Annotated in this window: 19 protein-coding genes; 9 read left to right on the forward strand and 10 right to left on the reverse strand. The window is 57.3% G+C overall.

Going from position 1 to position 26,765, the window contains the following annotated elements; translation table 11 throughout:
- Positions 1–171: 171 nt before the first annotated feature.
- Positions 172–3,048, forward strand: a complete 2,877-nt coding sequence (locus tag AC3ZVB_RS02610) for an EAL domain-containing protein (RefSeq protein ID WP_490145712.1) — start codon at positions 172–174, stop codon at positions 3,046–3,048.
- Positions 3,049–3,103: 55 nt separating this feature from the next.
- Here the strand turns inward: AC3ZVB_RS02610 and AC3ZVB_RS02615 are convergent, their stop codons facing one another.
- Positions 3,104–3,418, reverse strand: a complete 315-nt coding sequence (locus AC3ZVB_RS02615) for a hypothetical protein (protein WP_162436589.1) — start codon at positions 3,416–3,418, stop codon at positions 3,104–3,106.
- Positions 3,419–3,780: 362 nt separating this feature from the next.
- Here AC3ZVB_RS02615 and hexR point away from each other — a divergent pair, with 362 nt between their 5' ends.
- Positions 3,781–4,647 (forward strand): transcriptional regulator HexR, encoded by an 867-nt coding sequence (gene hexR / locus AC3ZVB_RS02620; protein ID WP_028620399.1) that lies wholly within the window; start codon positions 3,781–3,783, stop codon positions 4,645–4,647.
- 253 nt (positions 4,648–4,900) lie between these two features.
- Positions 4,901–5,113, forward strand: coding sequence for a PA3496 family putative envelope integrity protein (locus tag AC3ZVB_RS02625; RefSeq protein WP_162436590.1), 213 nt, complete (start codon positions 4,901–4,903; stop codon positions 5,111–5,113).
- Here AC3ZVB_RS02625 and AC3ZVB_RS02630 read toward each other — a convergent pair.
- Complete coding sequence (locus tag AC3ZVB_RS02630; RefSeq protein WP_178114279.1) at positions 5,055–6,002, reverse strand: LysR family transcriptional regulator; 948 nt, start codon at positions 6,000–6,002, stop codon at positions 5,055–5,057. The two genes, AC3ZVB_RS02625 and AC3ZVB_RS02630, sit on opposite strands and share 59 nt — an antisense overlap.
- Positions 6,003–6,207: 205 nt before the next feature.
- Here AC3ZVB_RS02630 and AC3ZVB_RS02635 point away from each other — a divergent pair, with 205 nt between their 5' ends.
- Together AC3ZVB_RS02635 and oadA are read left to right on the forward strand one after the other, a co-directional pair.
- Entirely contained in the window at positions 6,208–7,623 is a 1,416-nt protein-coding gene (locus AC3ZVB_RS02635) for an acetyl-CoA carboxylase biotin carboxylase subunit (RefSeq protein WP_008156643.1), read from the forward strand.
- Positions 7,624–7,634: 11 nt separating this feature from the next.
- Positions 7,635–9,443 (forward strand): sodium-extruding oxaloacetate decarboxylase subunit alpha, encoded by a 1,809-nt coding sequence (oadA, locus tag AC3ZVB_RS02640; protein WP_162436592.1) that lies wholly within the window; start codon positions 7,635–7,637, stop codon positions 9,441–9,443.
- A gap of 73 nt (positions 9,444–9,516) precedes the next feature.
- Here oadA and AC3ZVB_RS02645 read toward each other — a convergent pair whose 3' ends face one another.
- On the reverse strand, positions 9,517–12,474 hold the full coding sequence (locus AC3ZVB_RS02645) for an autotransporter outer membrane beta-barrel domain-containing protein (RefSeq protein WP_490145713.1): 2,958 nt from the start codon (positions 12,472–12,474) through the stop codon (positions 9,517–9,519).
- 215 nt (positions 12,475–12,689) lie between these two features.
- Here AC3ZVB_RS02645 and AC3ZVB_RS02650 point away from each other — a divergent pair, with 215 nt between their 5' ends.
- Together AC3ZVB_RS02650 and AC3ZVB_RS02655 are read left to right on the forward strand one after the other, a co-directional pair.
- On the forward strand, positions 12,690–14,015 hold the full coding sequence (locus tag AC3ZVB_RS02650; protein ID WP_490145714.1) for a type II toxin-antitoxin system HipA family toxin: 1,326 nt from the start codon (positions 12,690–12,692) through the stop codon (positions 14,013–14,015).
- Positions 14,012–14,290 (forward strand): helix-turn-helix domain-containing protein, encoded by a 279-nt coding sequence (locus tag AC3ZVB_RS02655; protein ID WP_490145715.1) that lies wholly within the window; start codon positions 14,012–14,014, stop codon positions 14,288–14,290. The genes AC3ZVB_RS02650 and AC3ZVB_RS02655 overlap by 4 nt, the downstream gene beginning before the upstream one ends.
- Positions 14,291–14,402: 112 nt before the next feature.
- Here AC3ZVB_RS02655 and AC3ZVB_RS02660 read toward each other — a convergent pair whose 3' ends face one another.
- Genes AC3ZVB_RS02660 through AC3ZVB_RS02670 form a run of 3 tightly spaced genes read right to left on the reverse strand, consistent with a single transcriptional unit; the run spans position 14,403 to position 16,171 of the window.
- A complete protein-coding gene (locus AC3ZVB_RS02660) occupies positions 14,403–15,074 on the reverse strand; it encodes a GNAT family N-acetyltransferase (RefSeq protein WP_490145716.1) in 672 nt (223 codons plus the stop codon).
- A gap of 17 nt (positions 15,075–15,091) precedes the next feature.
- Positions 15,092–15,538 (reverse strand): GNAT family N-acetyltransferase, encoded by a 447-nt coding sequence (locus AC3ZVB_RS02665; protein WP_490145717.1) that lies wholly within the window; start codon positions 15,536–15,538, stop codon positions 15,092–15,094.
- A 9-nt stretch (positions 15,539–15,547) separates the two neighbouring features.
- Entirely contained in the window at positions 15,548–16,171 is a 624-nt protein-coding gene (locus AC3ZVB_RS02670) for an FMN-binding negative transcriptional regulator (protein ID WP_162436596.1), read from the reverse strand.
- Positions 16,172–16,261: 90 nt separating this feature from the next.
- On the opposite strand from AC3ZVB_RS02670, the gene pdxR reads away from it, so the two are divergent.
- Positions 16,262–17,812, forward strand: a complete 1,551-nt coding sequence (gene pdxR / locus AC3ZVB_RS02675; protein ID WP_490145718.1) for a MocR-like pyridoxine biosynthesis transcription factor PdxR — start codon at positions 16,262–16,264, stop codon at positions 17,810–17,812.
- 120 nt (positions 17,813–17,932) lie between these two features.
- On the opposite strand, the gene AC3ZVB_RS02680 is transcribed toward pdxR, so the two are convergent.
- From AC3ZVB_RS02680 to AC3ZVB_RS02695, 4 genes are all read right to left on the reverse strand, one after another.
- Complete coding sequence (locus AC3ZVB_RS02680) at positions 17,933–22,474, reverse strand: dermonecrotic toxin domain-containing protein (RefSeq protein WP_490145719.1); 4,542 nt, start codon at positions 22,472–22,474, stop codon at positions 17,933–17,935.
- Between the two features lie 182 nt (positions 22,475–22,656).
- Positions 22,657–23,757 (reverse strand): polyamine ABC transporter substrate-binding protein, encoded by a 1,101-nt coding sequence (locus tag AC3ZVB_RS02685; RefSeq protein WP_162436599.1) that lies wholly within the window; start codon positions 23,755–23,757, stop codon positions 22,657–22,659.
- Positions 23,758–23,769: 12 nt separating this feature from the next.
- Positions 23,770–24,801 (reverse strand): histone deacetylase family protein, encoded by a 1,032-nt coding sequence (locus AC3ZVB_RS02690; RefSeq protein WP_194690887.1) that lies wholly within the window; start codon positions 24,799–24,801, stop codon positions 23,770–23,772.
- Positions 24,802–25,025: 224 nt separating this feature from the next.
- Complete coding sequence (locus tag AC3ZVB_RS02695; RefSeq protein WP_162436601.1) at positions 25,026–26,018, reverse strand: AraC family transcriptional regulator; 993 nt, start codon at positions 26,016–26,018, stop codon at positions 25,026–25,028.
- Positions 26,019–26,357: 339 nt separating this feature from the next.
- On the opposite strand from AC3ZVB_RS02695, the gene AC3ZVB_RS02700 reads away from it, so the two are divergent.
- On the forward strand, positions 26,358–26,756 hold the full coding sequence (locus AC3ZVB_RS02700; RefSeq protein ID WP_490145720.1) for a hypothetical protein: 399 nt from the start codon (positions 26,358–26,360) through the stop codon (positions 26,754–26,756).
- Positions 26,757–26,765: the final 9 nt, after the last annotated feature.

Below are 26,765 nucleotides of genomic sequence, written 5' to 3' on the forward strand. Positions count from 1 at the left end.
CACTGGCTGCAAGCGCTGGCGGGGCTCGCTCGGGGGCTTTCCAGAGACGAATCGGGGGACGGATTTCGGATTTTTCATGATCCGAAGCAGTTTGGTCCGGGCACTCGCTTGTGTATGCTCCCTCGACGTTTCGGGCCCATGCTCATCATTATAAGAACAAGAACATTGCCTATGACCCTCAGCTCCGACCTGTCGGGCCCCACCGTGGAGCCCCGGGTTATCCGTAAACAGTACGCCATGGAAATGGCGGTGGAGCGCACGCGCCTGCTTTATCAGGGGTCCCTGTTGCCCACGCTGTTCATGCTGATCAATGGCCTGGTCTGTGCCGGCCTGCTCTGGAGTCCTCAACGATATTTTCTGGTCAGTGTCTGGCTGGTCTGGTTGCTGTCGCTGGTGGCGTTGCGGGTGATTCAGGTCGCGGCCTTCGATTCGGCGATTCCCAATCGTCAGGCTCATCCCGTCTGGCGGCGCATGTTTCTCCTTGGCTCGAGCCTCACCGGTCTCACCCTGGCGGGCGCTGGCATTGCCCTCGTACCGGCGGACAACTTCATACAGCAGGCCTGGGTATTCGGTCTGATCGGCGCTGCCGCGTTGTCCGCCAGCGTGGCTTATGCGGTGAGCCTGCCGGCGTTTCTCTCCTTTACCTTGCCCTGTCTGTTGCCGGCCATCGCCTATCTGTTCTGGGGGGGCGACGAGCAAGAGCAGGGTTGGGGCTGGTTCGGGTTGATTTTACTTGGCGCCCTGAGCGTGGTCGCCTGGCAGGTCAACCGGCTGATCGATCGCGGCTTGTTGCGACGTTTCCAGAACCAGGCACTGATCGAACATCTGCAGCAGGCGCAAAGCATCGGCGATCGGCTGAATCAAACGCTGGCCAAGGAGATTGAGCAAAGGCGCCGTGCAGAAGATGAGCTGCGGGAAATCCAGATCGAACTGGAAAGCCGCGTGGCGCAACGCAGCCTTGAACTGGACGCCGCCAATCAGGCCCTCAGCAAAAGCGAAGCGCGTCTTGCGTTGGCCCTGAAGGCCAGTGAGCTGGGGTTGTGGGACTGGAACCTGCAAACCGATGAGGTCCATCACACCCAACTCGAGGAGCTGTTCGGGATTGCTCCGGAGTATGTGACGGCATTGCTCAGTCACCTGAACCCGCGCTTGCACCCCGAAGACTTGCCATCGTTGAAACGAGCGCTGGTGGAGCATTTGAAGGGCCGCAGCGAGGATTATCAGATCGAGTATCGCGTGCGTCACGGCGATGGGCATTGGGTCTGGATCGAGGATCGCGGGCGAGCCGTTGAACGCAGCGAAAGTGGCCGGGTGTTGCGCATGGTCGGCACGCGCCGCGACATCAGTGTCAGCAAAGGTCAGGAAGCACAGCGACAACTGGCGGCGACGGTGTTTGAAGCGGCCAGTGAAGGCATTGTGATCTTCGACCCTGATTACACCCTGATCGCGGTCAATCAGGCGTTCAGCCGCGTAACCGGTTATGACATCAACGACATGCTTGGACGCAATGTCGTCGAGTTGCCGTGCAGTCGGGATGCCCGTCGTCATTACGCGGCCATTCGTCATGGACTGGAGCAGCATGGCAGTTGGCAGGGTGAGCTGGTTGAAACCCGCAAGAATGGCGAGCTGTATCCGCAATGGCTGCAATTGAATGCGGTGCGCGATGATCGGGGACATGTCAGCCATATCGTCGGCTTCTTCGCTGATCTCTCGGCGCGTCGAGAATCCGAAGAACGTATGCGTTACCTGACCCATTACGATGAGCTCACAGGGCTGGCCAACCGGTCGCTGTTCCGCGAACGTCTGCGTGAGGCTCATCAGCGCGTGCGTCAGGGCGGACGCAGTCTGGCGTTGCTGCACATCAATCTGGACCGCTTCAAGTTGCTCAACGACAGCCTTGGCCATGAAGTGGCCGATCAGTTGCTGCAGAAAATGGCCCGCCGGCTGATCAATGCGTTACCCGAGGCGGACACCATCGCGCGCTTGTCGGGCGACGAGTTTGCCGTGCTATTCGACGCTTATGGCAATTTGTCGAGCCTGGCACGTGTGGCGACGCGGTTGTCGACCAAGTTGAGATTGCCGATAACAGTTGAGGGTCATGAACTGGTGGTCAGCGCGTCCATGGGCATCAGCATGTTTCCGGACAATGCCCGGGAAATTTCTGCGCTTGTGAGTCAGTCAAACATTGCCATGCAGCACGCAAAACATTTGGGCGGGAACAATTTCCAGTTCTACACCGAAAGTCTCCAGGCCAGCACACTGGAGCGTTTGCAGCTCGAAAACCAACTGCGCAAAGCGGTTGAAGAAAAGCAGCTCAAAGTGTTTTACCAACCCAAACTTTGCCTGGCTTCCGGTCGACTGAATGCCGCCGAAGCCTTGGTGCGCTGGGATCACCCGAGCATGGGGCGCGTGCCACCTGCAGAGTTCATCGGGCTTGCCGAAGAAACCGGATTGATTGGCGCGATCGGTGAGTTCGTGTTGCGTCAGGCGTGTTGGCAAGCTTGTGAGTGGCAACGTCAGGGGCTTGAACCGATTCGGGTGTCGGTCAACCTTTCGGTGCATCAACTGCGCCAAGGAAAGCTCGTCAGTCTTGTTCGCCAGGTGCTGGAAGAAACAGGCCTGGAACCGCATTGCCTGGAACTGGAGCTGACGGAAAGCCAATTGCTCGACAGCGTCGAGCACATCATTTCTACCTTTCAGCAGCTGCGCGACCTCGGGGTAAAACTGGCTATCGATGATTTCGGTACGGGGTATTCATCCCTGAGCTACCTGAAACGCATTCCTGTCGATTACGTAAAAATCGATCAGGCGTTTATCCGCGGCCTGAGTGAGGGTAGTGCGGATGCAGAAATCACCCGAGCGATCATTGCCATGGCCCATGGTTTGTCGTTGAAGGTAGTGGCGGAGGGGGTCGAGCGGCAGGAGCAGCTGGATTTTCTCAAGGTGCAGCGTTGCGATGAGGTGCAGGGGTATCTGATCAGCAAACCGATAGAGGCAGAAGGGTTGGCGGTGTTGTTGCGCAATCAGGATCTGGCAATGCTGAAATAACTTCCCGTCAGAGGCGTTAGCCCTCTGACAGGAAGCGTTGATGCATGAAAACGTATTAAGGGTTTATCAATTCGATATTGACATGCTGCAGTAGTTTGCCTTCAAAGAAAATGCTCACGCCGGTGACATTGGAGTTGCCGAGCGTTTTATATTCAACATACTTGTCGGTTAATGCTTGTAGCGACATGCCATCAGCTTTTTCCAATACCAGTTCGAGGCGCAGGTTAAAGGATTTGTCTTGCAGTGGCATGAACACCAGTTTCGGCGTAATGCCGCTGTTGGCAACGGTTACAGTGCCAAAGGTGCGAAAAGACTGAGTGCCTGGCCTGCGGTCAATTTGTGCGGTCCAGCCGGTTGTTTTAATGGTCATGTTATATAACTCCTGTCATTTAGTGAATGTGCGTCCTGCCAGATAAATATATCGACTTAAACACAGTAGTTACAGTGGTCAGTTGACTTCATTTGTAAGTTTGTAAAATTAATAAGCCCGTGATTGGGTGATTTAATTAAAAAGACTAGAGGCCCGCAGAACGTAACTGAGTTGCTGACGTAATTCTTTCAATCGACATTCCGTTGAGGCGACCGGCCGCCGGAATGAGCGCTACATGGAGCGAGCTCGCCTGAAATCGAGGGATCAGGTTACGCATTGGGCAGGCAAAAAGCCGATTCATGTAGTATAACTACAAGCGCGCTACATCCCCGGCCCCTGCCAATAACAAAGAGTCCAGCCCTTTGAATCTGCTGCAACACATCGCCCAGTCTCGCCACCTCTTACGCAAGTCGGAGCTCAAGGTCGCCGACCACGTGCTGCTTGACCCTGCGGCAGTGATGCACAGTTCCATGGCCGACCTGGCCCACAGCGTGGGTATCAGTGAGCCGACCATCGTGCGGTTCTGCCGCGCCATCGGTTGCTCCGGATTTCAGGATTTGAAGCTCAAGCTTGCGCAAAGCCTCGCGGCTGGCGCGAGTTTTGGCCAGTTCGCGATTCATGAAGATGATTCAGTCGCCGACTACAGCCTGAAAATTTTCGACACCACCCTGCATACGCTGATGGAAGTTCGCGAGCGCCTGGACCCGGTGGAGTTGCAGCGCGCCGTGACGCTCATGTCCCAGGCGCAGCGCGTCGAGTTCTACGGGTTTGGTGCTTCCGGCGCGGTGGCGGCGGATGCCCAGCATAAGTTCTTCCGCTTGCTGCTGACGGCCGCGGCCTATTCCGACCCACATATGCAGGCGATGTCGGCGGTGACGTTGAAGCCGACGGACGTGGCGATTTGCATATCCCAGTCCGGCCGCTCGAAAGACCTGTTGATCACCGCGAACCTGGTGCGCGAAAGCGGTGCCTCGTTGATCACCTTGTGTCCGAGCCAGACACCGTTGGCTGAATTGTCGACCGTTAATCTGGCGATCGATGTGCATGAAGACACCGAGATTTATACACCGCTGACGTCGCGCATCGCCCACCTTGTGGTGATCGACGTGTTGGCGATGGGCGTGGCAATGGCTAGAGGGCCTAGCCTGGTGAACCACCTCAAGAGCGTCAAACGCAGCCTGCGCAGCTTGCGGTTGTCGCCCAAGTCGGTCAAAGCCCTGGACGATTGATTCCCAGCCGACACGGCCCCTGTGGCGAGGGAGTTTACTCCCGCTGGGCTGCGAAGCGGCCCAAAGAAACATTCTCCGCGGTATGTCGGTTGGATCGCGTTTAAGGTTCGGCGACTGCTGCGCAGCCGAGCGGGAGCAAGCTCCCTCGCCACGGGAGCGACGACAATTTCATCTCCCTGTAACCCTCCCGCCGCCAAACCGTCATCCCTCGCGCCTATCTTGAAGCTCCCGTAATCGCCTTGGGAGACTCGAAATGGCCCAGCCCTACGAAGAACGCAACAGCGCCGTCAAAACCCGCCGTCAGCAAGAAGATCAGCGCCGCATGGTGTTCCGCCGCGCTATCGAAGATCGCTGCGAACGTCGCCAGCTTCTGGCTGAGATCGGTGATATTCCTGACGATCTGGAACTCAACTACTGGCAGGCATCACCGGCAGCTTCGCGGCGAAACGCTCAACCAGCGCGCTAATCTGCACTCGCTCGCTGCGAACAAACGCAAGGAACGCGTGCGCCACCGGTGACAGCCTTTTCGCCTTGGCTTGCACCAGGCACCAGCTGCGGTACAGCGGCAGCTCCTCGACGGGCAGCTCGATCAATCCACCCGTCGCCAACTCAAGGTTCAGGGCGTGGCGCGTCAACAACGCCACGCCCAGACCCGCCAGCACACATTCGCGCTGAGCTTCGGCTGACGAGACTTCCTGCGTCTGGTTGAAGTGCACGCGTTTCTCTTTGAAATATTCTTCACACGCCATCCGCGTACCTGAGCCGGGTTCGCGCAGCAGGAGGGTGTATGGCTCCAGATCTTGCAAGCGCAGCGGGCCCATGTGACACAGCGGGTGATCCGGCGGCGCCACGGCCACGATCGGGTTGTTCAGAAACGGCAGGAATTCCAGGCCCATGTCCTGCGGCACCATCGACATGATCACCAGATCGTCACGGTTGTCGGAGAGGCGCCGGATGACTTGCCCGCGATTGACCACCGTCAGTTGCAGATTCACTTCCGGGTGCTGACGCTTGAACGCGGCAAACAGGTGCGGCACGAAATACTTGGCGCTGGATTCAACGGCCAGCTTCAGCTGACCTTGCAGCGATCCCTGCATGTCCGAGAGCTGCATGTCGAGGTTTTCGAGGCGTCCAAAAATGTCCCGACTGGCACGCTGGAGTGCTTCGGCGGCCTCCGTCATGTAGAGTTTTTTGCCGACATAATCGAATAAGGGCTGCCCGATCAGCTCTTCAAGCTGCCGGATCTGTAGGCTGACGGCCGGTTGTGTGAGAGACATTTCCTCCGCCGCGCGGCTGTAGGACCTCAAATCACAGACCTCGTTGAAGATCTGCAATTGACGCAATGTCATACGCATCAATGACTTACGCATTATCTGAACGCTCCCGCCGCAGGCTGATGCGACGACTATAAGTCTTTACTTATGGCTAACCCAATTATTATTCATTTTTGTTAATCCCTTGTGAGCGCTAGTGTGGGGTCGCGACCAAATTGAAACATTTGGTCACGCGTCGACCTGGTCTAGCAGGTCGTGGGTACCACCGGCTCAAGGGAACCTCCAAGTGATAAAAAAGATCCTGATCGCCAACCGTGGTGAGATTGCCGTACGAATCGTGCGTGCCTGCGCCGAAATGGGCATTCGCTCGGTTGCGATCTATTCCGACGCCGACCGCCATGCGTTGCATGTTAAGCGTGCGGATGAGGCCCACAGCATTGGTGCCGAGCCACTGGCCGGTTACTTGAATGCGCGCAAGCTGGTGAATCTGGCCGTGGAAACCGGCTGCGATGCACTGCATCCCGGCTATGGCTTCCTCTCGGAAAACGCCGAGCTGGCCGATATCTGCGCAGAGCGCGGCATCAAGTTCATCGGTCCATCGGCTGAAGTGATTCGCCGCATGGGCGACAAGACTGAAGCCCGTCGCAGCATGATCAAGGCAGGCGTGCCCGTCACCCCGGGTACCGAAGGCAACGTTGCCGACATTGCCGAAGCCTTGATCGAAGGTGACCGTATCGGTTATCCGGTGATGCTTAAGGCGACGTCCGGTGGTGGTGGTCGTGGTATTCGTCGCTGCGACAGCCGTGAAGAACTCGAACAGGCTTTCCCGCGCGTGATTTCCGAAGCGACCAAGGCGTTCGGTTCGGCGGAAGTGTTCCTGGAAAAATGCATCGTCAATCCAAAGCACATCGAAGCGCAGATCCTTGGCGACAGCTTTGGCAACGTGGTTCACCTGTTCGAGCGTGACTGCTCGATCCAGCGCCGTAACCAGAAGCTGATCGAAATCGCCCCAAGCCCGCAACTGACCCCGGAACAACGCGCCTACATTGGCGACCTGTCGGTGCGTGCGGCCAAGGCCGTGGGTTACGAGAACGCCGGCACCGTGGAGTTCCTGCTCGCCGAGGGCGAGGTCTACTTCATGGAGATGAACACCCGGGTGCAGGTGGAACACACCATCACCGAGGAAATCACCGGCATCGACATCGTGCGTGAGCAGATCCGCATCGCGTCCGGCCTGCCGCTTTCGGTGAAACAGGAAGACATCCAGCACCGCGGTTTCGCGCTGCAATTCCGGATCAACGCCGAAGACCCGAAGAACAATTTCTTGCCGAGCTTCGGCAAGATCACCCGCTACTACGCCCCCGGCGGTCCGGGCGTGCGCACCGATACGGCGATCTACACCGGCTACACCATTCCGCCGTTCTATGACTCCATGTGCCTGAAACTGGTGGTCTGGGCGCTGACCTGGGAAGAAGCGATGGACCGTGGCTTGCGCGCCCTCGACGACATGCGTCTGCAAGGGGTCAAGACCACCGCCGCGTACTACCAGGAAATCCTGCGTAACCCGGAATTCCGTAGCGGCCAGTTCAATACCAGCTTCGTTGAAAGCCACCCTGAACTGACCAACTACTCGATCAAGCGCAAACCCGAAGAGCTGGCCCTGGCCATCGCTGCTGCCATCGCCGCCCACGCAGGCCTGTGAGGAATAAAACAATGTCCAAGAAGATTCATGTAACCGACACCATCCTGCGCGACGCCCACCAATCGCTGCTCGCCACCCGCATGCGCACCGAAGACATGCTGCCGATCTGCGACAAGCTCGACAAAGTCGGCTACTGGTCGCTGGAATGCTGGGGCGGCGCAACGTTCGACGCCTGCGTGCGCTTCCTTAAAGAAGACCCGTGGGAGCGCCTGCGCCAACTGCGCGCGGCACTGCCTAACACTCGCCTGCAAATGCTGCTGCGTGGCCAGAACCTGCTGGGCTACCGCCACTACAGCGACGATGTGGTCAAAGCCTTCGTTGCCAAGGCCGCGGTCAATGGCATCGACGTGTTCCGCATTTTCGACGCCATGAACGACGTGCGTAACCTGCGCACGGCCATCGAGGCCGTAAAAGCCGCCGGCAAACACGCCCAGGGCACCATCGCTTACACCACCAGCCCGGTGCACACCATCGATGCTTTCGTGGCGCAAGCCAAGCAGATGGAAGCCATGGGCTGCGACTCGGTGGCGATCAAGGACATGGCCGGCCTGCTGACTCCGTACGCTACGGGCGAGCTGGTCCGGGCGTTGAAATCCGAGCAGTCGCTGCCAGTCTTCATCCACTCGCACGATACCGCTGGCCTGGCCACCATGTGCCAACTCAAGGCTATCGAAAACGGCGCCGATCACATCGACACCGCGATCTCCAGCTTCGCATCCGGCACCAGCCACCCAGGCACCGAATCGATGGTCGCGGCCCTTAAAGGCACCGAATTCGATACCGGCCTGAACCTGGAACTGCTGCAAGAGATCGGTCTGTACTTCTACGCGGTGCGCAAGAAGTACCACCAGTTCGAAAGCGAGTTCACCGCAGTCGACACCCGCGTTCAAGTCAACCAGGTACCGGGCGGGATGATTTCCAACCTGGCCAACCAGTTGAAAGAGCAGGGCGCTCTGAACCGCATGAGCGAAGTGCTGGCCGAAATCCCGCGTGTTCGTGAAGACCTCGGCTTCCCGCCGCTGGTGACCCCGACCTCGCAGATCGTCGGTACCCAGGCGTTCTTCAACGTGTTGGCCGGTGAGCGCTACAAGACCATCACCAACGAAGTGAAGCTCTACCTGCAAGGCGGCTACGGCAAAGCGCCGGGCACCGTGAACGAGAAACTGCGTCGCCAGGCCATCGGCAGCGAAGAAGTGATCGACGTTCGTCCTGCGGATTTGCTGAAGCCGGAAATGACCAAGCTGCGTGCCGAAATCGGCGCCGTGGCCAAGTCTGAAGAAGACGTGCTGACCTACGCCATGTTCCCGGACATCGGTCGCAAGTTCCTCGAAGAACGCGCTGCCGGCACCCTGACGCCAGAAGTGCTGCTGCCGATTCCCGAAGCGGGCGGCGTGACCTCGGCCGGTGGTGAAGGTGTACCGACCGAGTTCGTCATCGACGTTCACGGTGAAACCTACCGCGTCGACATCACCGGTGTCGGCGTCAAGGCTGAAGGCAAGCGTCACTTCTACCTGTCCATCGACGGCATGCCGGAAGAAGTGGTGTTCGAGCCGCTCAACGAGTTCGTCAGCGGCGGCAGCAGCAAGCGCAAGCAAGCCACTGCACCGGGCCACGTCAGCACCACCATGCCGGGCAACATTGTCGACGTGCTGGTCAAGGAAGGCGACACCGTGAAAGCCGGCCAGGCTGTGCTGATCACCGAAGCGATGAAGATGGAGACCGAAGTTCAGGCCGCCATCGCCGGCAAAGTCACCGCCATCCACGTGGCCAAGGGCGACCGGGTGAATCCGGGTGAAATACTGATCGAGATCGAAGGCTGACTTAACAGCCTCGACCTAACGCTTTAAACCTCGGGGGGGCATGTGCTCCCCTTTTTTTTGCCTGTGATGTCGGTCAGAACGCCATCTGCCACTGCCCGATCAACCCATGATTCCTGCTGTTGCTGCCGATCTCGCCGCTGTAACCAACCCCCACCGAATGACGCGCTGAAATGCCCAGATCCAGACCGGCCTCCAGCACCAGACTGTCACGATCCAGCGAACTGCCGTCGACGCTGAAGCCTGTACCGCCGACCACAAATGCCTGTCGGGTCGAGTTGCTGACATCACCATAGGTGTGCTTCCAGCCAGCGGTCATGCGCGGCGTGAGGCTCATGCCGTTTTCCAGGGTATTGAGGTGGGCCAGGCGCACACCGAAGGTGCTGCTGAAATTGTCCTGGGTTTGTTGATCGACTTGAAGCGCCGCCGAGCCACCTTTTTCGGTGTAGCTGTCGCGGTGATAACGCTGATACCCCAGGCTGGCGAACGGCTCTGCACTGAGGCGGCCGCTGCCCATCGCGTAACCCAGCTCGGCAAAGGCTTGCTGGCTGTCGGCGTCGTAATCGCCTTTTGGCCGATCGCTGAAGCCGCTGAAAGCGACAGTGCGTTTGTTTTCACCCTGATGGCCGCTGTACGCCGCGCCAAGTCGCAAGGAGAGCGGGCCGTTCTGATGCAAGGCGTACACCCCGGCGTGCCAGCTTTCGACGTTGCCATCGAAACCCGTGGCATCCAGCTCTGTCTTCGAGTAGCCACCCAGTACACCAAGCCGCCATTGCGGAGTGAGTGCCCAGTCGGCGCCCAGCACGCTGCCTTTGGTGCGTTGTTCCAGGCCGCTGCTGCCGTGTTCGCCATCGAGCTTGCCGTAGCCACCGATGGCCTGCAGCCAGAGACGGCCGCGAGCGTTCGGATCATTGAGGTTACGGGCTTCGGCAGGAACGCCCGTGGCCGCGAGCACTGGTGCGTTGCGTTGTTCCAGACCCGCCATCAAAGCCGAGCCGCCGCCCATTTGTTGCATCGCACTGAGCATGCTGGCGCTGATCTGGCTGCTGGCACCCAGCGTCGCACTGGTCAGGTCGGCGTTGCTGGTGCCGGCCAATTGTTCGATCGCGTTGCCGGCCGTGGTGCTGGTGGTGTTAAGCAAGGCGTTGTAGAGCGTGTTGTTTTTTCCGATCGAAGCCAGGCTGTTGGCCGCGCGGTTGCCGTTGGCAGTGACGGCGAATTCGTTAAAGGCCACATCGTTGCGCGTATAGGTCAGATCGACCTGGGTCGGAGTGTAGGCAAGCGTCGGCGTCAGGAACGCGTAGTCACTGGTGACCTTGGCGAAGGTGCCGTTGATGTTGGAGGCCTGCACTACCGTGTATTGGCTTTGCCACGGGTAGGTACCGCTGCTCGGATTAATCGCCAGGGTTGCGCCATTCAAGTTTGCGGTGCCGCCGACCTGCACCGGTGCGCTGCTGCCATCGGCATTCACGCCATAGGCCAGGGTAGCGCCGCTGCTCATCGTCAGGTCATGGGTGATGGTCGCGGTGCCGAACTGGGTGTTGGTCAGCAGGGTTCCGTCGACCCGCAAACTGCCCACCGACCCACCGCCGGCATATACGCCGCCCGAGTCCACGGACAGGTTGCCGGCGATGCCACCCTGATTGATCAAGGTGGCACCGCTACGGACCGCGCCGCCGTCGCTGAAATCGCCGTTGCCGGTCAGGGTCCAGGCACCTTGCTTGACCTCCAGCCACTCAAAGTGGCGACTGTCGCCGAAGCTTCCACCCGCCACGTCGTCCATCACCACACGGTCGTAACCGGTACCGCCATCCACGACGCCAATGAAGCGACTGCCGTTGTGCAACGTCAGGCTGTCGTTGCCACCGCCCAGGTCCAGCGCCAGACCGTTGCTGGCGCTGATCGTGCCGCCGTTGATCACGTTGTCATCGAATTCGCCGACGAACTTCACACCAAATCCATCGAGGCCCTGGATCGTGCCGAAGTTTTCCAGTGTCGTCGCCGCCTGACCCGAACCGCCGCTGCCGTCGTCCACCAATATCGCGCTGTTGGCGCCGCTGATCAGCGCATCTTTAGCGTTCAATACATAGCCACCGCCTAAGGCAATGCCCTCGCTGCCATTGGCGAAACCCCCTTTGTCCACACCCCCTGCGCCGACGCCCTGAATGGTGCCGTAGTTCTCGATGTGGGCGATGTTGTCGATGTCCACGCCGTCACCGTCACCGTTGGGTTGCAGGCCCGAGTAAGCGCCGGTGATCGTGCCGTGGTTGATCACCGTGCCGTCGCCGTCAGAACCGAAACCCGAACCGTTGCGGCCGGTGATATCCCCATAGTTGACCAGCGTCGCGCCAAGGTCAGTCGTGATGCCGTGACGGCCACCTGAAAGGCTGCCGTAGTTGGTCACGCTCACACCGGTGGCCGTGTCGATGTCAATGCCGTCGAATTTCTCGTCGGCATTGTGCGAATCGCCGGTGGAAATCTCGCCGTAGTTAGTGATCGTCGCATTGGTGCCGGTCTTCATGCCGTCGCTGGCATCGCCACGAATCAGACCGCCCGCGCGGTTGATGATGGTTGTCTGGACACCCGCACTGCGCAACGCATCGAGGTCCAGACCCTGGCCGGTCTTGGAGCGAATGGTGCCGCTGTTGTCGATCAGCACAGTGCCGCTGGCGAAGTTGCTGTCGATGCGCAATGCGTCATTGAAACCGAGCATTTGCCCGCCGCTGCGGTTGTAGATGCTGTAGTTGCGCGCCTTGGTCAAATCGCCGCTGCTGTCGATCGCCCGTCCACCGGTGGAAATGATCTGCCCCGAGTTGTCGATCACCACGCCGACACCATTGGTACTGTCCTTCAGGCTCACCGTCTTGCCGCTGTTGGTGATGCTGCCGGGGGCCGAAAGGGTCAGGGTATCGCTGCCACCCAGGGTTTGAGCGGTGGTGGTCGCGGTGTCGATCTGCACGTTCTTGGCGTGTACGGCGCTGGTGCTGATCAACACAGCGATCATCAGGGCCAGGCGCTGGGGCGAGGAGGGCATGCTGGACGGCCTTTTGTTATAAGCGAGGCGGTCTTTTATAGCGGGGAGTTTTTACAGAATGATGTCTGCAGTTTAATGCAGCTACGTTGTGCTTTTTGTTTAATCGAATGCATTTTATTGCATTTATGGAGATACATAAACGTTTCAACTGCACTATATTGCATGCTAGGTTGCACATTCAGGCATTGAAACGCATTCAATTGCAGGCGGCGCAGATGTTCACACTGACATTGCAGGTTTACACATCGTTCACCTGGCTCGACGCTATGACGCTGGTGTTCTCCGATCCGGAAAAAGGTTTCGAAGGCCCCTCACGGTTTGGTTACAAAGCAAGCTATGTCACAAGCCACTTCGAATGCATCGGCTCACCTTTTTCCAAAGCGGTCAGCGCCCGATTACCGGTGGATTGGGATAACACCTCATTGAAGAAGGCACCGGCCTTTCTACATGACATTGCTCCGGCTGGAGCGGCTAAGCGCTTTCTCATGGCACGCATCGGGCAAGACAAACCTGACGGCATCAGCGCAGATTTATTCCTGCTGGGACGAAGCACACCAGCGCCTATCGGCCACATGCGTATTAAAGAATCAGTTGAGGCTGTAGAGGGTCGAACGGCAATGGGCTTTGCCCGTGAAGAGGTGATAACACGCGACAATACCTTTTTGGAGTACGCCTATGAGCAGGGTGCGGCGATTGGTGGAGCAACAGGAGCTGGCGGCGAGGCGCCCAAGCTTTTAATGGCGCAAGGCCGGGACGGCCACCTTTATCCAGATGCTGTGCTAAGCGACGACCAGGTGGAGCAACACTGGTTTGTAAAATTTGCTCGAAACAAGGCTACTCAGACTGATCAGGTCATTCTCAAGAGCGAGTTTCACTATTACAAGGCGTTGCACTCTTTGGGCATCGAGACGATCGCAACAGATGGGATCGCGCTTGAGGAGGCGACCAAACCCAGCCTTTGGATGAAGCGCTTTGATCGAAATGTGACGGATCAAGGTGTTGAACGGCTGGCGGTTGAGTCTATCTATTCGTTGGCGGGTGTGACTGTTCCAGGCAGTTACATGGACCATCTGGAGGTCGTTCGACTACTTGCACAGCTTTGGATGCAAGCTGGGCAAGCTGATCAGATACCAGCGTTATTGGCGGATTATCTGCGTCGCGACTTGATCAACAAAATACTTGGCAACTCCGACAATCATGGGCGTAACACATCAATCATTCGCGATACGAACTCTTTTCGCCTCGCCCCAATCTACGATTTAGCTCCAATGGTCATGGATGATGAAGGTGTGACACGAACGACCAAATGGTCCAGGGATCTGGAGGTGGCAGGTGAAGTGAAATGGCGAGAGGTCTGTCAAGCATTGGCGGGAATCGCAGACCCGGAAGCGTTGTTCGAAGGTCTGCGCGAAGACGCTAATCGCTTGTTGGCTTTACCTGACATTCTGGTTGCCAACGGTCTTCCTGAAACCACTCTGAATCATCCAGCGATCGCGCTAAGGCACCTCGAGCAGCGCTTGAAAAACTGGGGTCTTAAATGACGATAACTATTGACGCTCGCGCGCTGTTAATCGAAAGCATCCAGGAAGGGCTCGCCCAAGGCACACTTGAGATTGGTGAAGCCGTTCGCCGATTGCGCGTGGAAGTCACTGGTCTGCACCAGACCCAGTTCGCGAAGATGTGCAAAATTTCGGTCCGCACTCTTGTACATATAGAACACGGGGAGGGAAATCAGACGCTGAAATCGTTGAATGCGGTGTTTCGTCCCTTTGGATTGAAGATGGGGGTTGTGCGGATTCGGCGTGATTTCAGCTGAGATTGAAGATCAAAAGATCGTTCGATCGCGGCCCGAGCCTGCAGCAGCTCCTACTTTGGGTGATGTACCCCTGTAGGAGCTGCCGCAGGCTGCGATCTTTTGATTTACATAATTAGCCCCGGCACTCGGCCAACGTTTTCAATTGCCCCGAAGCCGTCTGGTTTTCATCCGAAAGCCAGCGCTCGAACCCTGCCCCGATTGCCGGCCATTCCGAATCCAGAATCGAGTACCAGGCCGTGTCCCGGTTCTGCCCTTTGACCACCATGTGCTGACGGAACACGCCTTCAAAGCTGAACCCCAGACGTTCGGCGGCGTATTTGGAGCGAGCGTTGCCGTTGTTGCACTTCCACTCCAGGCGCCGATAACCCAGGGCAAAGGACTCTTTGGCCAGCAGGTAAACGGCCTCGGTACTTTTCGGTGAACGCTGCATCGGCGCACCGAAAGTCACGTGGCCGATCTCGATGCGGCCCTGTGCGGGAACGATCGACATCAGGCTCAGAATGCCCTGCACCTCACCGCTTGCACGGTCGATCACACAGAAAAAATACGGGTCGCTATTGGCTGCGTGATTGTTCAACCAATCGTTGAACACGTTGCGCCCCGGGAAAGGGCCATAGGGCAGATAATCCCAGAGCTTGGGATCGGCGCCAGGGCCTTGCAAGGCGTTGAACAAATCGTCGCCATGTCGCGCCGGGTCGAGTTTTTCCAGGCGGATAAAACGCCCTTCGAGCAGTGTGGCGGTGGGGGCTGGAGCGCCTTTCCAGTCTGCGAGTGAAGTCGACATGCTGTTCTCCGTGAACCTTAGATTGCTTTGCGAAACTGGATGAAACCAGGGCGTTCGGCGATGCGCTCATAGAGCTGGATCGCGGTGGCGTTGGTCTCGTGGGTCAGCCAATGGACTTTGCAGCAGCCGTCCTGTTTGGCGGTGGCGTAGACGAATTCAATCAGTTGCCGACCAACGCCGGTGCCGCGGGTTTCGGGCACTACCAGCAGGTCCTGCAAGTAACAGGAGTTTTCGATGCTCCAGTTAGAGCGATGGTAGATGAAGTTCACCATGCCGATGGCCTTGCCATCGGCCCACGCCAGCGCCGAGTGGGTCGGCTCGCTTGGGTCGAGCATGCGTTGCCAGGTGCTCTGTGTAACCGCTTCCGGCAGCTCGGTGTTGTAAAAGCGCAGGTAGGCTTGCCACAACGGCAGCCAGGCGGCGTGATCGTCGTCGGTGACCTGGCGGATGTCGATCTGACTCATGGGGTTTCCTTAACGCATTAATTGAGCGAGGGTCTGGTCATTGACGTCAGGGCTGGCGGCCAGGCCTTCGCGCACGCCCGCGATATCGGCGGGGCTGCGGTTCTGGCTGAGTTTGCGTTTGCCTTCGAGACGGTCGATGGGAATGGCGAAACCGACGATGGCCTTGAGCATGCCGTCGATGTAATCGGCGGGGGCATCGGCGACTGACCACGGCTTGGAGCGGCCAGCTTCATGACGGTCGGTGAGGGTGCTGACGATGTCTAGCAGCCGCCCGCCATCGCTGAAGGTCTCGGCTCGCCCGTAGGCGTGAACCGCAACGTAGTTCCAGGTTGGCACAACTTTGCCGTGTTCGGCCTTGCTCGGGTAGAAGCCAGGGCTGACGTAGGCGTCGGGGCCGGAAAAAATCAGCAGGGCTTCGGCGCCGTCGCGCAGGTCTTTCCACTGTGGATTGGCTTTGGCCAAATGTCCGTACAACGTGCCATTCGAGCCTTGATCGCAATGCAGCAGAACCGGTACATGACTGGCTTGCAGGCCACTTTCACTGTGGGTCACCAAAATGGCGAGACGGCTGGCGAGCATCAGTTCATGCAGTTGGGACAACTCGTCGATGGTAAAAGCGCGTGGCGTATACATGGAAATTTCCCTTGGCGAATGCCTGCATCCTAGGCAGGCTATTGGTCTGTTGTAAGAGCCATTACCGACCAATTTCATAGGTCCATTGCCATGACAGACGTGCCGCTTTCCCTGTCCTTCAATCCTGCGGGTATCGAACTCGATCGCCGACAAGGGTTAAGCCGTCAGCTCTATCAAGCCTTGCGAGTTCGGGTGCTGGATGGCCGGTTGGCCAGCGGTACGCGTTTACCGGCCAGCCGTGACCTGGCTGCGGCACTCTCGATATCGCGCAACAGCGTGGTGCGGGCCTACGATCAGCTGTATGCCGAGGGCTTTATCGAAGGACGTGTGGGTGACGGGACTTATGTCGCTCAGCTACCCCAATCGAGCCTCCCGGCAAAAAAACTATCCACAAAACTATCCACAGGGTTTTCAACAGGGTTACCCACAGCCTTATCCACAAATTGGCTGGATTTACCTGTGATTCCATCCAGTAAAGTTATCCACAGAGGGGCTTTGGAGCGGGTTGAAAAGAACCATTTAGCCAAGCCTCCCAGTGGTCCACCGAGGGCTTTCAGGGTCGGTGTTCCGGCGTTCGATCTGTTTCCCTTCGAGGTCTGGGCCAAGCTCAACGCGGCTTTCTGGCGAAAACCGGATTTTCAGCAGTTGTGTTATGGCGATCCGGCTGGCGACCAACGATTACGCGGATTGATCGCCGCGTATTTGCGCAGCTCGCGGGGCATGCAGTGCTCAGCTGAGCAAATAGTGATCACCAGTGGCGCACAGCAGGCGATTAGCCTTTGTGCACAGCTGCTGGTGGAGCCGGGCGACGGGGTGGCGATCGAGAATCCGGGCTATCGCGCTGCGGGTCATGCGTTCGCGGTGGCCGGGGCGAAGCTGCACGGGGTGTCCGTGGATAACGAGGGTATTGATTGCGCAGAGTTGAACGGTTTGAGTGATTGCCGATTGGCGTATGTCACCCCGTCTCATCAGTATCCGACCGGTGTGATCATGAGCCTTGCTCGGCGCCTGGAGTTACTGGCGTGGGCGGAGCGTACGGACGGCTGGATCATCGAGGATGACTATGACGGCGAGTACCGCTACAGCGGTGCACCGCTAGCGCCGTTGGCGGCGCTCGATCGTCAGGGGCGGGTGCTGTATGTCGGGACCTTTGGCAAAGTGGCGTTTCCGGCGCTGAGGCTGGGTTACCTGGTGTTGCCGATCGTGTTGGTAGAAGCGTTCTCCCAGCGTCGAGCTGTGGATGTGCGTCATTCCGAAGTCAGCACTCAAGCGGTGATGGCCGAGTTCATGGCGGCGGGACATTTCCAGCGGCACATCCGCCGTATGCGCCGTGCCGCATTGAGCCGGCGCAACACATTGCTGACGGGCTGGCCAACGGGCATTGCAGGTGTGGGCAGCCTCCCGAGCGTAGCCGCAGGACTGCATTTGACGGTGGTGGTCGATACTCTGGCCCGTGAACAGGAGCTGATCGACAAAGCCGCCAGCGTCGATATCGAGATCAATGCGCTTAGCAGTTATTGGTTGCCTGATTCGAAAAAACCTTTGGACCAGCGTGCCGGGCTGGTCCTGGGTTTTGCCGCAGTGTGTGAAAGCGACATCATCGAAGCGCTTGGACGTCTGGAAAAGCGCTGGCGACAATGAGCCGCTGAATTGGCGGCATCCTTATTAGCTTTCCAGCGCTATCGACAGCGTCTCTTTGTGCGTGTCGACAGTGCTCAGTTGCTGATTCAGCGCGGCTTCGAGTCGTATGTGTGGCCCGCTTCAGACTTCGACCTTGGGCTCCGGGTCAAAAAACAGTTTGCGCAGATCTGGCTCATCGATCTTGCGAAATACCCCATCAATGGGCTCGACAGTGGTCAGTATTTTTTTTTGCTCTTCGGTCAGCGTTTTCAAGTAGGTTTCCGAGATTTTCAGGTGGGCGGTGGTTGGAGCGTCCACAGGGCTTTGCAGGGATGGGTAGTGGAAGTGCGCCAGCCACAGTTCCCGATCATTATTTTTGCTGTCGAGAATGCGGTACTCCTGAAAGTAGTCACCCAGTTGCTTCGTTTGGGTTCGGCCTTTGTCCCGCTGTAATTTGACCATTGCGTTCTCATGCATCCATCTGAATATGCTCTGGGTAGGCTTACGCAACTTGTAGAGGTTGGCGCGGACGCTTTTGCCGGACTCGCGCATGTTTATCGCTGCCGCACGTAATTGTGGCGACAGACTGGACACCGGAAACTCCTTCGTACGGGCCAGAACCTGGTCAACGCTGTTTGCGCCTTGTTCAAGTTTTTTGGCTTGTTGATCGAAGATGTCCTGCATGTCCGCAGGGACTCGCGCAGGTCGACTGGCATCTTTTGTCATGCGTACGATGAAGGAAGGAGCGTCGTCAGACAGGGTGAGTGCCTCGGAAACAATTTCCCTATCGCTCTGTACGGTGGTCTGCCGAGAATGGGGATCCAGTGTAATGGAGCCAATAGGCGCGTCCTCAGTCGTTGGGGTTTCAGTGCTGGTCTGTTGGCGCGGTCGGGTCTTTTTGACCTTAGCCTTCGGGTGAGGCGCTCTCGAAGGTCCGGCAGACGATTTCGGTATGGAGGGTTGTATTTTTGCCAGCAGGGACGAGCGTAGTTCCTGCGCATTTTTGGCGAAGTCGTCGATGAGAACGACCAAATGATCGATCCTGACTTGGTTGAAATGGCCTGGATAGGTGTCGGGTAGTTCCCGAAAGCGTTGATCGACATCGGCAAAGGTTTCGATCAGCTGACTTAGTTCTTCAATCTGTTTTTGTGGAGTGATGTCGTCAGGTGTTTTCTTCAGAAACTTTGCGATCCGGTGAGCGGCTCTTGCGCTCCTTACAATCAGATTGCCAACGTCATCACGCGCTTGCGTCATCGTCGCGCTGGCCTGCTCTTCAAGGCACAATTCCTGAGAGATGCCGATCTCGTTAGCCCTGATCTCCCATTCGGTGAAAGAAGGCGCCAGTTTGTTCAGTTGAGTAGCACGTTCAATGCCGGGCATTCCAAGCGCCTCCAAGGTGCCGCGCTCCTCGCGTGATAGCACCAGCTTTTCGGCCATTGCCTGGCTCAAGTCTGTCACTTGCTGCACCTGGTCAAGATGGATGTTGCGTGTCGGTACTTCTATCACCGCGTCAGATCGCCAATCACGGGTGAGCCGGGCATATTCATTTTTTTTCATCAGGAACCAGAACGACAGGTACTTCTCCAGCTCAGTGTGCATACGCAACGATTCCGAAACGTAGCTCGGACCGCCACCCAGCGCATGCCATTCCCTCGACTGCTCCAGGGCCCGTTGATACGCACTGATCATGGCTTCAAGTTTTTCCACGTAAACCGCTTCCAGCCGGCCACGATCCGCGACAGTGGCTGCGATAAATGCTTCCTGAGCTTTGGCAACGTCGTTTTGTTTCTGTTCTTCGCTGCCTTCTACGTCCGGATCCTCCGGCTTGGCCTTCTTGCGCTGAAACCGCGCTCTTTCTTCTTTCAGTTCGATTCTGCGACGGGCATTCGCCTCCTTCAGCGTTCTAAGTGCATTCTTCGGTCCGCCACCTTTCAATCGCAACCGCAGGTCAATAACCCACCGACCCTCAGGGTCGCTGACCAACAACGGACCATGTTTCGTCGGTGTTTCGGGATCGACAATCTGTACCTGGTCATCCTCGCTGACGCTGACGTTGAACCAGCGCTTGCCGACTTTTGCGTAGTTTTTACCCTCTAGCTCATGCACATAACTGGGCTTGTCGGTGTCCTCACTTGCCACTTCGGTATTCAGGTCTGGTTCCTTGACTTCGAGGGCGTCCAGATAGGTGACAAGTTCCGATGGGGAAAGGCGGGGGACTGATCCTGCAGCATCCACCAACGCCACATGTGCCTTGGGGATCTCGCCTGAGAGCGAAACCGGGTCCAATGTGATGGCGGTGGCCTCAGGAGCAGGCAACACGCTCAGTTCAAGCGGCTTGTGGGCATTGGCGGGCTTGCTGGAAAGCGCTTTGCGTCGCATCACGGCGTGATGGGCAAGAAGAATGCCCAGGGATAGCAGGATGTCTGCCTCGGACTTCCATTCGTTAAAGTTGTCGCCTTTTTCATGGGCATCCAAGGCCTGCTGGATTTGCTCGATAACCTGCCAGGCCCACACAGCAGTGCCGAGGGCGCCACAAAGAAAGTTGCTCGCAACGCCGAACAGGGCCCAACTGCTGTCTTTCAACAGGGTCCAGCGACGCTCGGCATTCGATTGCGACTGACGGTCTGCCAGAGTGATTAGTGCCTGCGCATTGTTTCTGAACAGTGCGGTGTGGATGTCCCCGGTCATTGCTTGAGTGTCCAGGACGACCCGTCCGAACTGGTCGGCCCTCATGAGTGGATTGACCAGCTGTTCAGCCACCAGCCATGGAGACGGCAGTCCAACCGGAAAAACGTACTGGGAATATTCGAAGCTCAGCGTCTTGTTCGCCAGCCACGCCAGTATCGAGTCGCGTAGCTCACCAGGTTGGTGCAGGGCATAAAGTAAATTCTGCCGCGAAGGAAACTGCATCAACGGCACATCCTGCAGGGGGCGGTAGAGCAGGCAGGGACCGTTGGCAGCGTTTCGAGGGTTGATAATGTACATGTTGGTCACGGTGTCGCTGGCGCTGATCAAACGGTGTTTCGGCATCAGGGTAAGGGGGGAGACTGCGATGGGGTTGGCATTGCCAGGGGCAGACTCCATCCATGTGCAGATGGTTTTATAGCCTTGCTCGTCGATTCCGCCAGTTTGTTGGATTTTTTCTTCCAGCGCCTTGAGCGGCAACAACCAGCGTAATTGATCGCGATAAAAATTCGCCTGGCGTTGGGAGGTGGTGGCGTCGTCGATCAGCACTTTCTTGAGGTAGGAGGGGTAGGCACTGCCGACGTCAATGTTGGCCGCCACCTGGGTCAGAAATGCCGGTGTGAGCCAATCCGGAACCTGCACACCGTTTTTGAATGAAAGGGTTGCCATGTAGGGCGCTTCGTTTTCAAGCGCGAACTCGGCCAGTGTTTCAGTGTGTTGATCGTGCGGATTGGGCAGCGTGAAATTATCAACGGTAAAGCTGTTGACGTAGTGGATGCGTAAATCATCCCACGGCAACGACGTGGCACCCGCTGCATCTTCATCGGCAATGATCGCGTCGCACATCGCTTTATGAGCGTATTGGTTGATGGGCGGTATTTCGGTTCTGGCGGTCTTGTACTTGGGTTTTCGATACAGTTTTCCCAAGGCGGTGACATACCGTCGGTAATCGTCGATGTCGTTGGCCGGGGCATCGCGCAGCCAGTCCGGTATTGCGGCATCGAGTTGTTGGTATCGAGACTGTTCACGGGCATCCAGTCCTTTTTCGGGACCGGGCACTTCTGCGTAGGCCTCGGCATTTTTCAGTGCGTCAATGCTGTCTATCTGCGAAGACACAAGGGCCCAGGCCATATGGTCGAGTACGTTGCCGTCGGGCTCGAACAATCGCCATTCCAGAGAGCTTCCTTTCGGTACCGGATCGAGCCGCTCAGGAAGAGAGCTTCCGAGTGCGTCCATAGAACTGAAGGATTCATAGCCACGGTCGATCGTGTACAGGGTGATGAGCTGGCGTTTCAGGTACGTTGCCTTGATCACAAGTGCGCCGCCGACCAGGAGGTGCCTGGATGTGCCATTTTCGACGATGTCGATATCGATCAGGCAGGCCTGAATAGTCGAAAAGCCGGCCTTTACGTTTTTGCGCGTGACTCTGTCCGGGTCGACAAAAATCTCCCGTGCCATGGCGCATTCGTCTGCATCCCAGCCCTTCGCCTGGTTCACATCCAGTACTTTTCGCAGAGATTCGGAAAGCTTCTGCCAGCGTGGCATTTCGTGCACTTTCTCATTCCAGAAGTCCAGCTGACGCTCCTGGAACTCGATGAACAACAGGGCGACTGCCTCGTTGAGTATCTGGGCGATTTCCTCGATGTCTACCGAGAGTTGGACCGGGTTATCAACCTGCGGCTCGACGGTTAGAAAGTGCTCTCCTTCGAGGTAGTCGGCGGTTGTTCCACCGAGCGCGTGCCGAACAAGCGCGAGGTTCAGCGTTTCATAAGTGATCGGCCCGCGTTCTATTTCATCGTTGATCACTTGCCACTGCGGGCTGCCGATTTGCGCTGTGTTGGGGTCTATATCCAGGTCGGAGTATTTTTCTTTGAGCATTTGACGCAGCAAGGTCGAAGCGACTTCATGGAGCGTGGGGCCATGGCTGATCTGGTTGATCAGATTGCTTTTTTCCACCAGGGGGTCGGCGCTGCGGCTATCGATGGTTTTGTTCGTCATTGTTGTTTCCTTCGGTGCTGGTATCAGGAAGAACGTGTCAATCCTGGCGAGGGCATCGAAGGTAAGAGGGTGTGAATCCGGGAGGTGGTAAGTAATTATCGCCCTCGAAAAAAACCCGCGGATACGCGCGGGTTTTCAGGCGGCAGCGGCAATGGCTGCCTCGGTGATGTTTCTCGCGGTTGTCAGGTCCCGGATTTGATCTTTGTCCAGGCACGAGTCCGCGCACGTTCTGCATCGCGCGGTAACGGTTGAAGGGTATAAAGCGTTTCCATGGCGGCGTCGGTCGGGTACAGGTTCGGGTTGTTCCGGATGGCGGGGTCCACCAGTTGCGTAGCGTCCTTGTTAGGGTTCGGGTAGCCAACGAAGTCGCTGACCGGCGCGATCACTTGCGGTTGCAGCAAGTAGTTGATGAAGGTGTAGGCATCCTCAGTGTTCTTCGCGCCTTTGGGAATGGCGAGCATGTCGAACCAGATCGGCGCGCCTTCTTTTGGCAGGCGCATGTCGACGGTCACACCGTTTTTGGCTTCCTTGGCGCGGTTGGCGGCCTGGGAGAAGCTGCCGGAGTAACCGACAGCGACGCAGATGTCTCCATTAGCGATGTCGGCCATGTACTTGGAGGAGTGGAAGTAAGTGATGTACGGACGGATTTTCATCAGCAACGCTTCAGCCTTGGCGTAATCCGCCGGCTTCTTGCTGTTGGGGTCCAGACCGAGATGCTGCAGGGCCAGCGGCAGGATCTCCGACGGCGAATCGAGCAGGGCGACGCCGCACTGCTTGAGCTTGCTGATGTTTTCTTCCTTGAAGATCAGGTCCCAGCTGTCGACCGGTGCGTTATCACCCAGCGCGGCTTTGATCTTGTCCGGGTTGAAGCCGATCAGGATGGTGCCGTACATGTACGGCACGGCGAACTTGTTGCCCGGGTCGTTGGCTTCGATAAGCTTCATCAGCTTGGGATCGAGGTGATTCCAGTTCGGCAGTTTGCTTCGGTCCAGCGGCTGGAACACCCCCGCTTCAATCTGCTTGGCCAGGAACACGTTGGAAGGCACCACGACGTCATAGCCGGAGTTGCCCGTCAGCAACTTGGCTTCCAGGGCTTCGTTGGTATCGAAGATGTCGTAGACCAGCTTGGTTTGCGTGTTCTGTGCCTTGAAGTCTTCCAGTGCCTTGGGGGTGATGTAGTCGAACCAGTTGTAGACGCGCAACGTTCGCTCTTCAGCGTGAACGGCACCGCTGAGCACCGATGCGCACAGCATCGGGGCCATAAGGCGCTTGAGTCTGTTCATTGTTTTTATTCCTTATTGAGCGCTTTCAAAACCTTCGAGTACGTTCACGGCATTGATGCCGATTTCTTCGACGGCGTAACCACCTTCCATCACGAACAGTGTCGGCTTGCCCAGTTTGGCGATGCGCTCGCCCATGGCCAGATAGTCCGGGCTGTCGAGTTTGAACTGCGAAATGGGATCGTCCTTGAACGTGTCGACGCCCAGGGACACGACGACGATGTCCGCACCGTAGGTTTCGATCTCTTTGCACGCCTGCTCAAGCGCGGCACTCCAGCTGTCCCAACCACTGCCCGCCGGCAAAGGGTAATTGAAGTTGAAGCCTTCACCCGCGCCTTCGCCGAGTTCGTCCTCATAGCCGAGGAAGAACGGAAATTCGGCTTCCGGATGGCCGTGGATCGAGGTGAACAGCACGTCGCTGCGCTCGTAGAAAATCGATTGTGTGCCGTTGCCGTGGTGGTAGTCGACGTCGAGGATCGCGACTTTTTTGTGGCCCTGATCGAGAAACGCCTGGGCGGCGATGGCGGCGTTATTGAGGTAGCAATAACCGCCCATCAAGTCGCTGGCAGCATGGTGTCCCGGCGGGCGGCACAGGGCGAATGCACTGCGGGCGCCGCGCTGGATTTCTGCCTGTGCGGTCAATGCAACCTGGGCCGCGCTGTACGCTGCTTGCCAGGTGCCGGCGGTAATGGGGGCACCGCCGTCGAAGCTGTAATAACCCAGTTGGCCGTGCAGGCTGGTGGGTTTGATCGCACGCAAGGTCCGCGCTGGCCAGGTGTAGGGCAGCAGGTCGCCGTCGGTGTTGAATTCAGTCCAGCGTGCCCACGCGCCTTTGAAGAAGTCGAGGTAGTCGCGGCTGTGGATGCGCGCGATGGGGTCGAGGCCGAAATCTTTCGGCGCTTCTACGGGACCCAGTTGCTGGTGTTGCACCCGTTGCAAGACATGGTCGGCACGGGAGGGCATCTCGAAGCAGGGTTTGAGCTGCCCGTCGATCAGTTCACAACGGCCGTGGTGCAGATGGTGGTCATCCGAGTAGATCGTCAGCATTTCTTGTTCTCCGCAGGCTGATTCGGTTGAACACAGTTTTGCGGCGCAAGGCGTTTCGGAGAACGGCAGGAAAGGCCAAAAGGGGATTTATGTGGCCAAAATAGTTGACCGAAATTCGCCCCTATTTGAAGCGGCACCGCTTCAATCCAGAGCGCTCTGTCGCAGGTAAATTCGCCGCGATGACGTCACACAAAAGCTTTGCTCCTACAGGTTTTATGGCGTTTTCAAGGTCGGAACTGACTGGGCGCCACGCCGCTCCAGCGCACAAACGCATGGCGAAAGCTCGCGGTCTCGCTGAATCCCAGCGCTTCGGCGATCCGGTAGATCGGCAGCTGATCTTCACAGAGCATCAACTTGGCCTGCTCAAAGCGTAATTCATCGAGCAATTCCTGATAGCTGCACCCCAGATCCTTCAGATGCCGGCGCAAGGTGCGAGCTGAACAATTCATCTGTTGCGCCAGACCTTCAAGCCCCGGCGCCGCATTCAACTGCGCGCGCAGTAACTGCCGAATACGTCCCAGCCATGCCTGGCGCCCGGTGAACTCGGTGTTTTGTTTGCGGCAGCGTTCGGCCATGGCCTGGTGAGTAATAACGTCTGCGAGCGGTAAGGGTTCATCGAGCCAGCGCTTGTCGAACGCGAAGGCGTTGTCCCGGGCCTCGAAGTGCAGCGGGCAGTTGAAGTGCTCGGCGTAGGTCGCTTGATAGTCCGGTGCGGCGTGCTCGAAGCGAGTTGCCAGCAGAGGCAGCGAATGCCCGAGCAGGTCGTCGCAGATGACTTTCAGCGACACCAGGCAAAACTCGGCGTTGAACACGGCCAGCGCCGGATTCTCTCGGTAATCGGCGGCCACGAACCAGATACGCTCGCCATCTTCTTCCAGGCTCAGTTCGAAAAGTGTTCCCAACAGCGCCGGATAACGCATGGCCAGACGTAACGCGTCACCGAAGGTGGCACTGGTGAGCAGTGCATAACCGAGCATGCCGTAGGAAGAAACGTGCATCCGACGCCCCAGTTCCAGGCCGATATCGCGCTTGAGCGCCACAGCGTTGGCGCACACTTGCATCTCTTGGTTGGTGGTGATGCGCGTGTCTGCCCGGTTCAGGTCCGCTGCACTGATACCGCTGCCCGCGAGCAGCGCTTCGCTGGACAGGCCTTGGCCCTTGAAGGCGTTGAGCACCAGAGAAACAGCATTGAGGGTGGTGAGGTGGGAGTGGAGCATTCGGTCGTCCGGCGTTGGTCAGGCTTGAAACTATGCAACATTTGCGCCCGTTTTATTGATCTCTAATAAGAGCACCTAATAAGGAGAAGTTTTTAATTGTATAAATGCTCCTGTGGGTAGGATGTGGCTCCACGCCTATTTATTCTGAAGTATTTAAATTAACGAATCTACTGTCATAAGTGTCAGTTGTTCGTGTGATGGGTTGCCGTTGGTCAGATCTCACTTGTGGCTTATTAGAGTGTTGGTTTTTATGCGTATTTTATTTGACCCAATGAGAGACGAGAGCTAGCGTGAAATTGCAACGCACATTTATTCTTACTTTCAGTGGGATGATGAAAAATGGATTCGCAAAAAACTGGAAAAAAAGCAGGGCTTTTTGCAGGACAACTTAAAGTCACGATGGACAATCAGGAGTTTGTTTACTCGGCGTATGAAATAAGTGGTATCGGTACTATGATGGAGGCAGTGTTTAATAGAGTAGGGGAGCTTCCTTCTAAAAACGGTGTCCGGATTAGAACGTCAACGGAAAATTATGGGAAGGAAGTTATCATACCCAACGGATCGACATGGCTGATATTATTTTTCGAGGGCGTACCCTATACGTCGGCGACTGGGAGATTAACGTTTAATTATGATGAGGAGCGCTATTCGGCGCATGGTAGCTTTAGAATTGAGATGCCAATTGGAAGTCCGTACGTCTACCTGACGGATGGGCTTTTCAGTATTGATCCGTTCTAGCGCTGACAA

This window comes from Pseudomonas sp. MDV22-iso1 (assembly GCF_058145095.1).

Bases quoted from the DNA above. Each gene is read 5' to 3' on its own strand.
- AC3ZVB_RS02685 (WP_162436599.1), bottom strand. From the start codon at position 23,757: ATGAACAGACTCAAGCGCCTTATGGCCCCGATGCTGTGCGCATCGGTG.
- oadA (WP_162436592.1), top strand. From the start codon at position 7,635: ATGTCCAAGAAGATTCATGTAACCGACACCATCCTGCGCGACGCCCAC.
- AC3ZVB_RS02625 (WP_162436590.1), top strand. From the start codon at position 4,901: ATGGCCCAGCCCTACGAAGAACGCAACAGCGCCGTCAAAACCCGCCGT.
- AC3ZVB_RS02650 (WP_490145714.1), top strand. From the start codon at position 12,690: ATGTTCACACTGACATTGCAGGTTTACACATCGTTCACCTGGCTCGAC.
- AC3ZVB_RS02690 (WP_194690887.1), bottom strand. From the start codon at position 24,801: ATGCTGACGATCTACTCGGATGACCACCATCTGCACCACGGCCGTTGT.
- AC3ZVB_RS02655 (WP_490145715.1), top strand. From the start codon at position 14,012: ATGACGATAACTATTGACGCTCGCGCGCTGTTAATCGAAAGCATCCAG.
- AC3ZVB_RS02700 (WP_490145720.1), top strand. From the start codon at position 26,358: ATGGATTCGCAAAAAACTGGAAAAAAAGCAGGGCTTTTTGCAGGACAA.
- AC3ZVB_RS02680 (WP_490145719.1), bottom strand. From the start codon at position 22,474: ATGACGAACAAAACCATCGATAGCCGCAGCGCCGACCCCCTGGTGGAA.
- AC3ZVB_RS02610 (WP_490145712.1), top strand. From the start codon at position 172: ATGACCCTCAGCTCCGACCTGTCGGGCCCCACCGTGGAGCCCCGGGTT.
- AC3ZVB_RS02665 (WP_490145717.1), bottom strand. From the start codon at position 15,538: ATGAGTCAGATCGACATCCGCCAGGTCACCGACGACGATCACGCCGCC.
- AC3ZVB_RS02670 (WP_162436596.1), bottom strand. From the start codon at position 16,171: ATGTATACGCCACGCGCTTTTACCATCGACGAGTTGTCCCAACTGCAT.
- AC3ZVB_RS02660 (WP_490145716.1), bottom strand. From the start codon at position 15,074: ATGTCGACTTCACTCGCAGACTGGAAAGGCGCTCCAGCCCCCACCGCC.
- pdxR (WP_490145718.1), top strand. From the start codon at position 16,262: ATGACAGACGTGCCGCTTTCCCTGTCCTTCAATCCTGCGGGTATCGAA.
- AC3ZVB_RS02630 (WP_178114279.1), bottom strand. From the start codon at position 6,002: ATGCGTATGACATTGCGTCAATTGCAGATCTTCAACGAGGTCTGTGAT.
- AC3ZVB_RS02645 (WP_490145713.1), bottom strand. From the start codon at position 12,474: ATGCCCTCCTCGCCCCAGCGCCTGGCCCTGATGATCGCTGTGTTGATC.
- AC3ZVB_RS02695 (WP_162436601.1), bottom strand. From the start codon at position 26,018: ATGCTCCACTCCCACCTCACCACCCTCAATGCTGTTTCTCTGGTGCTC.
- AC3ZVB_RS02615 (WP_162436589.1), bottom strand. From the start codon at position 3,418: ATGACCATTAAAACAACCGGCTGGACCGCACAAATTGACCGCAGGCCA.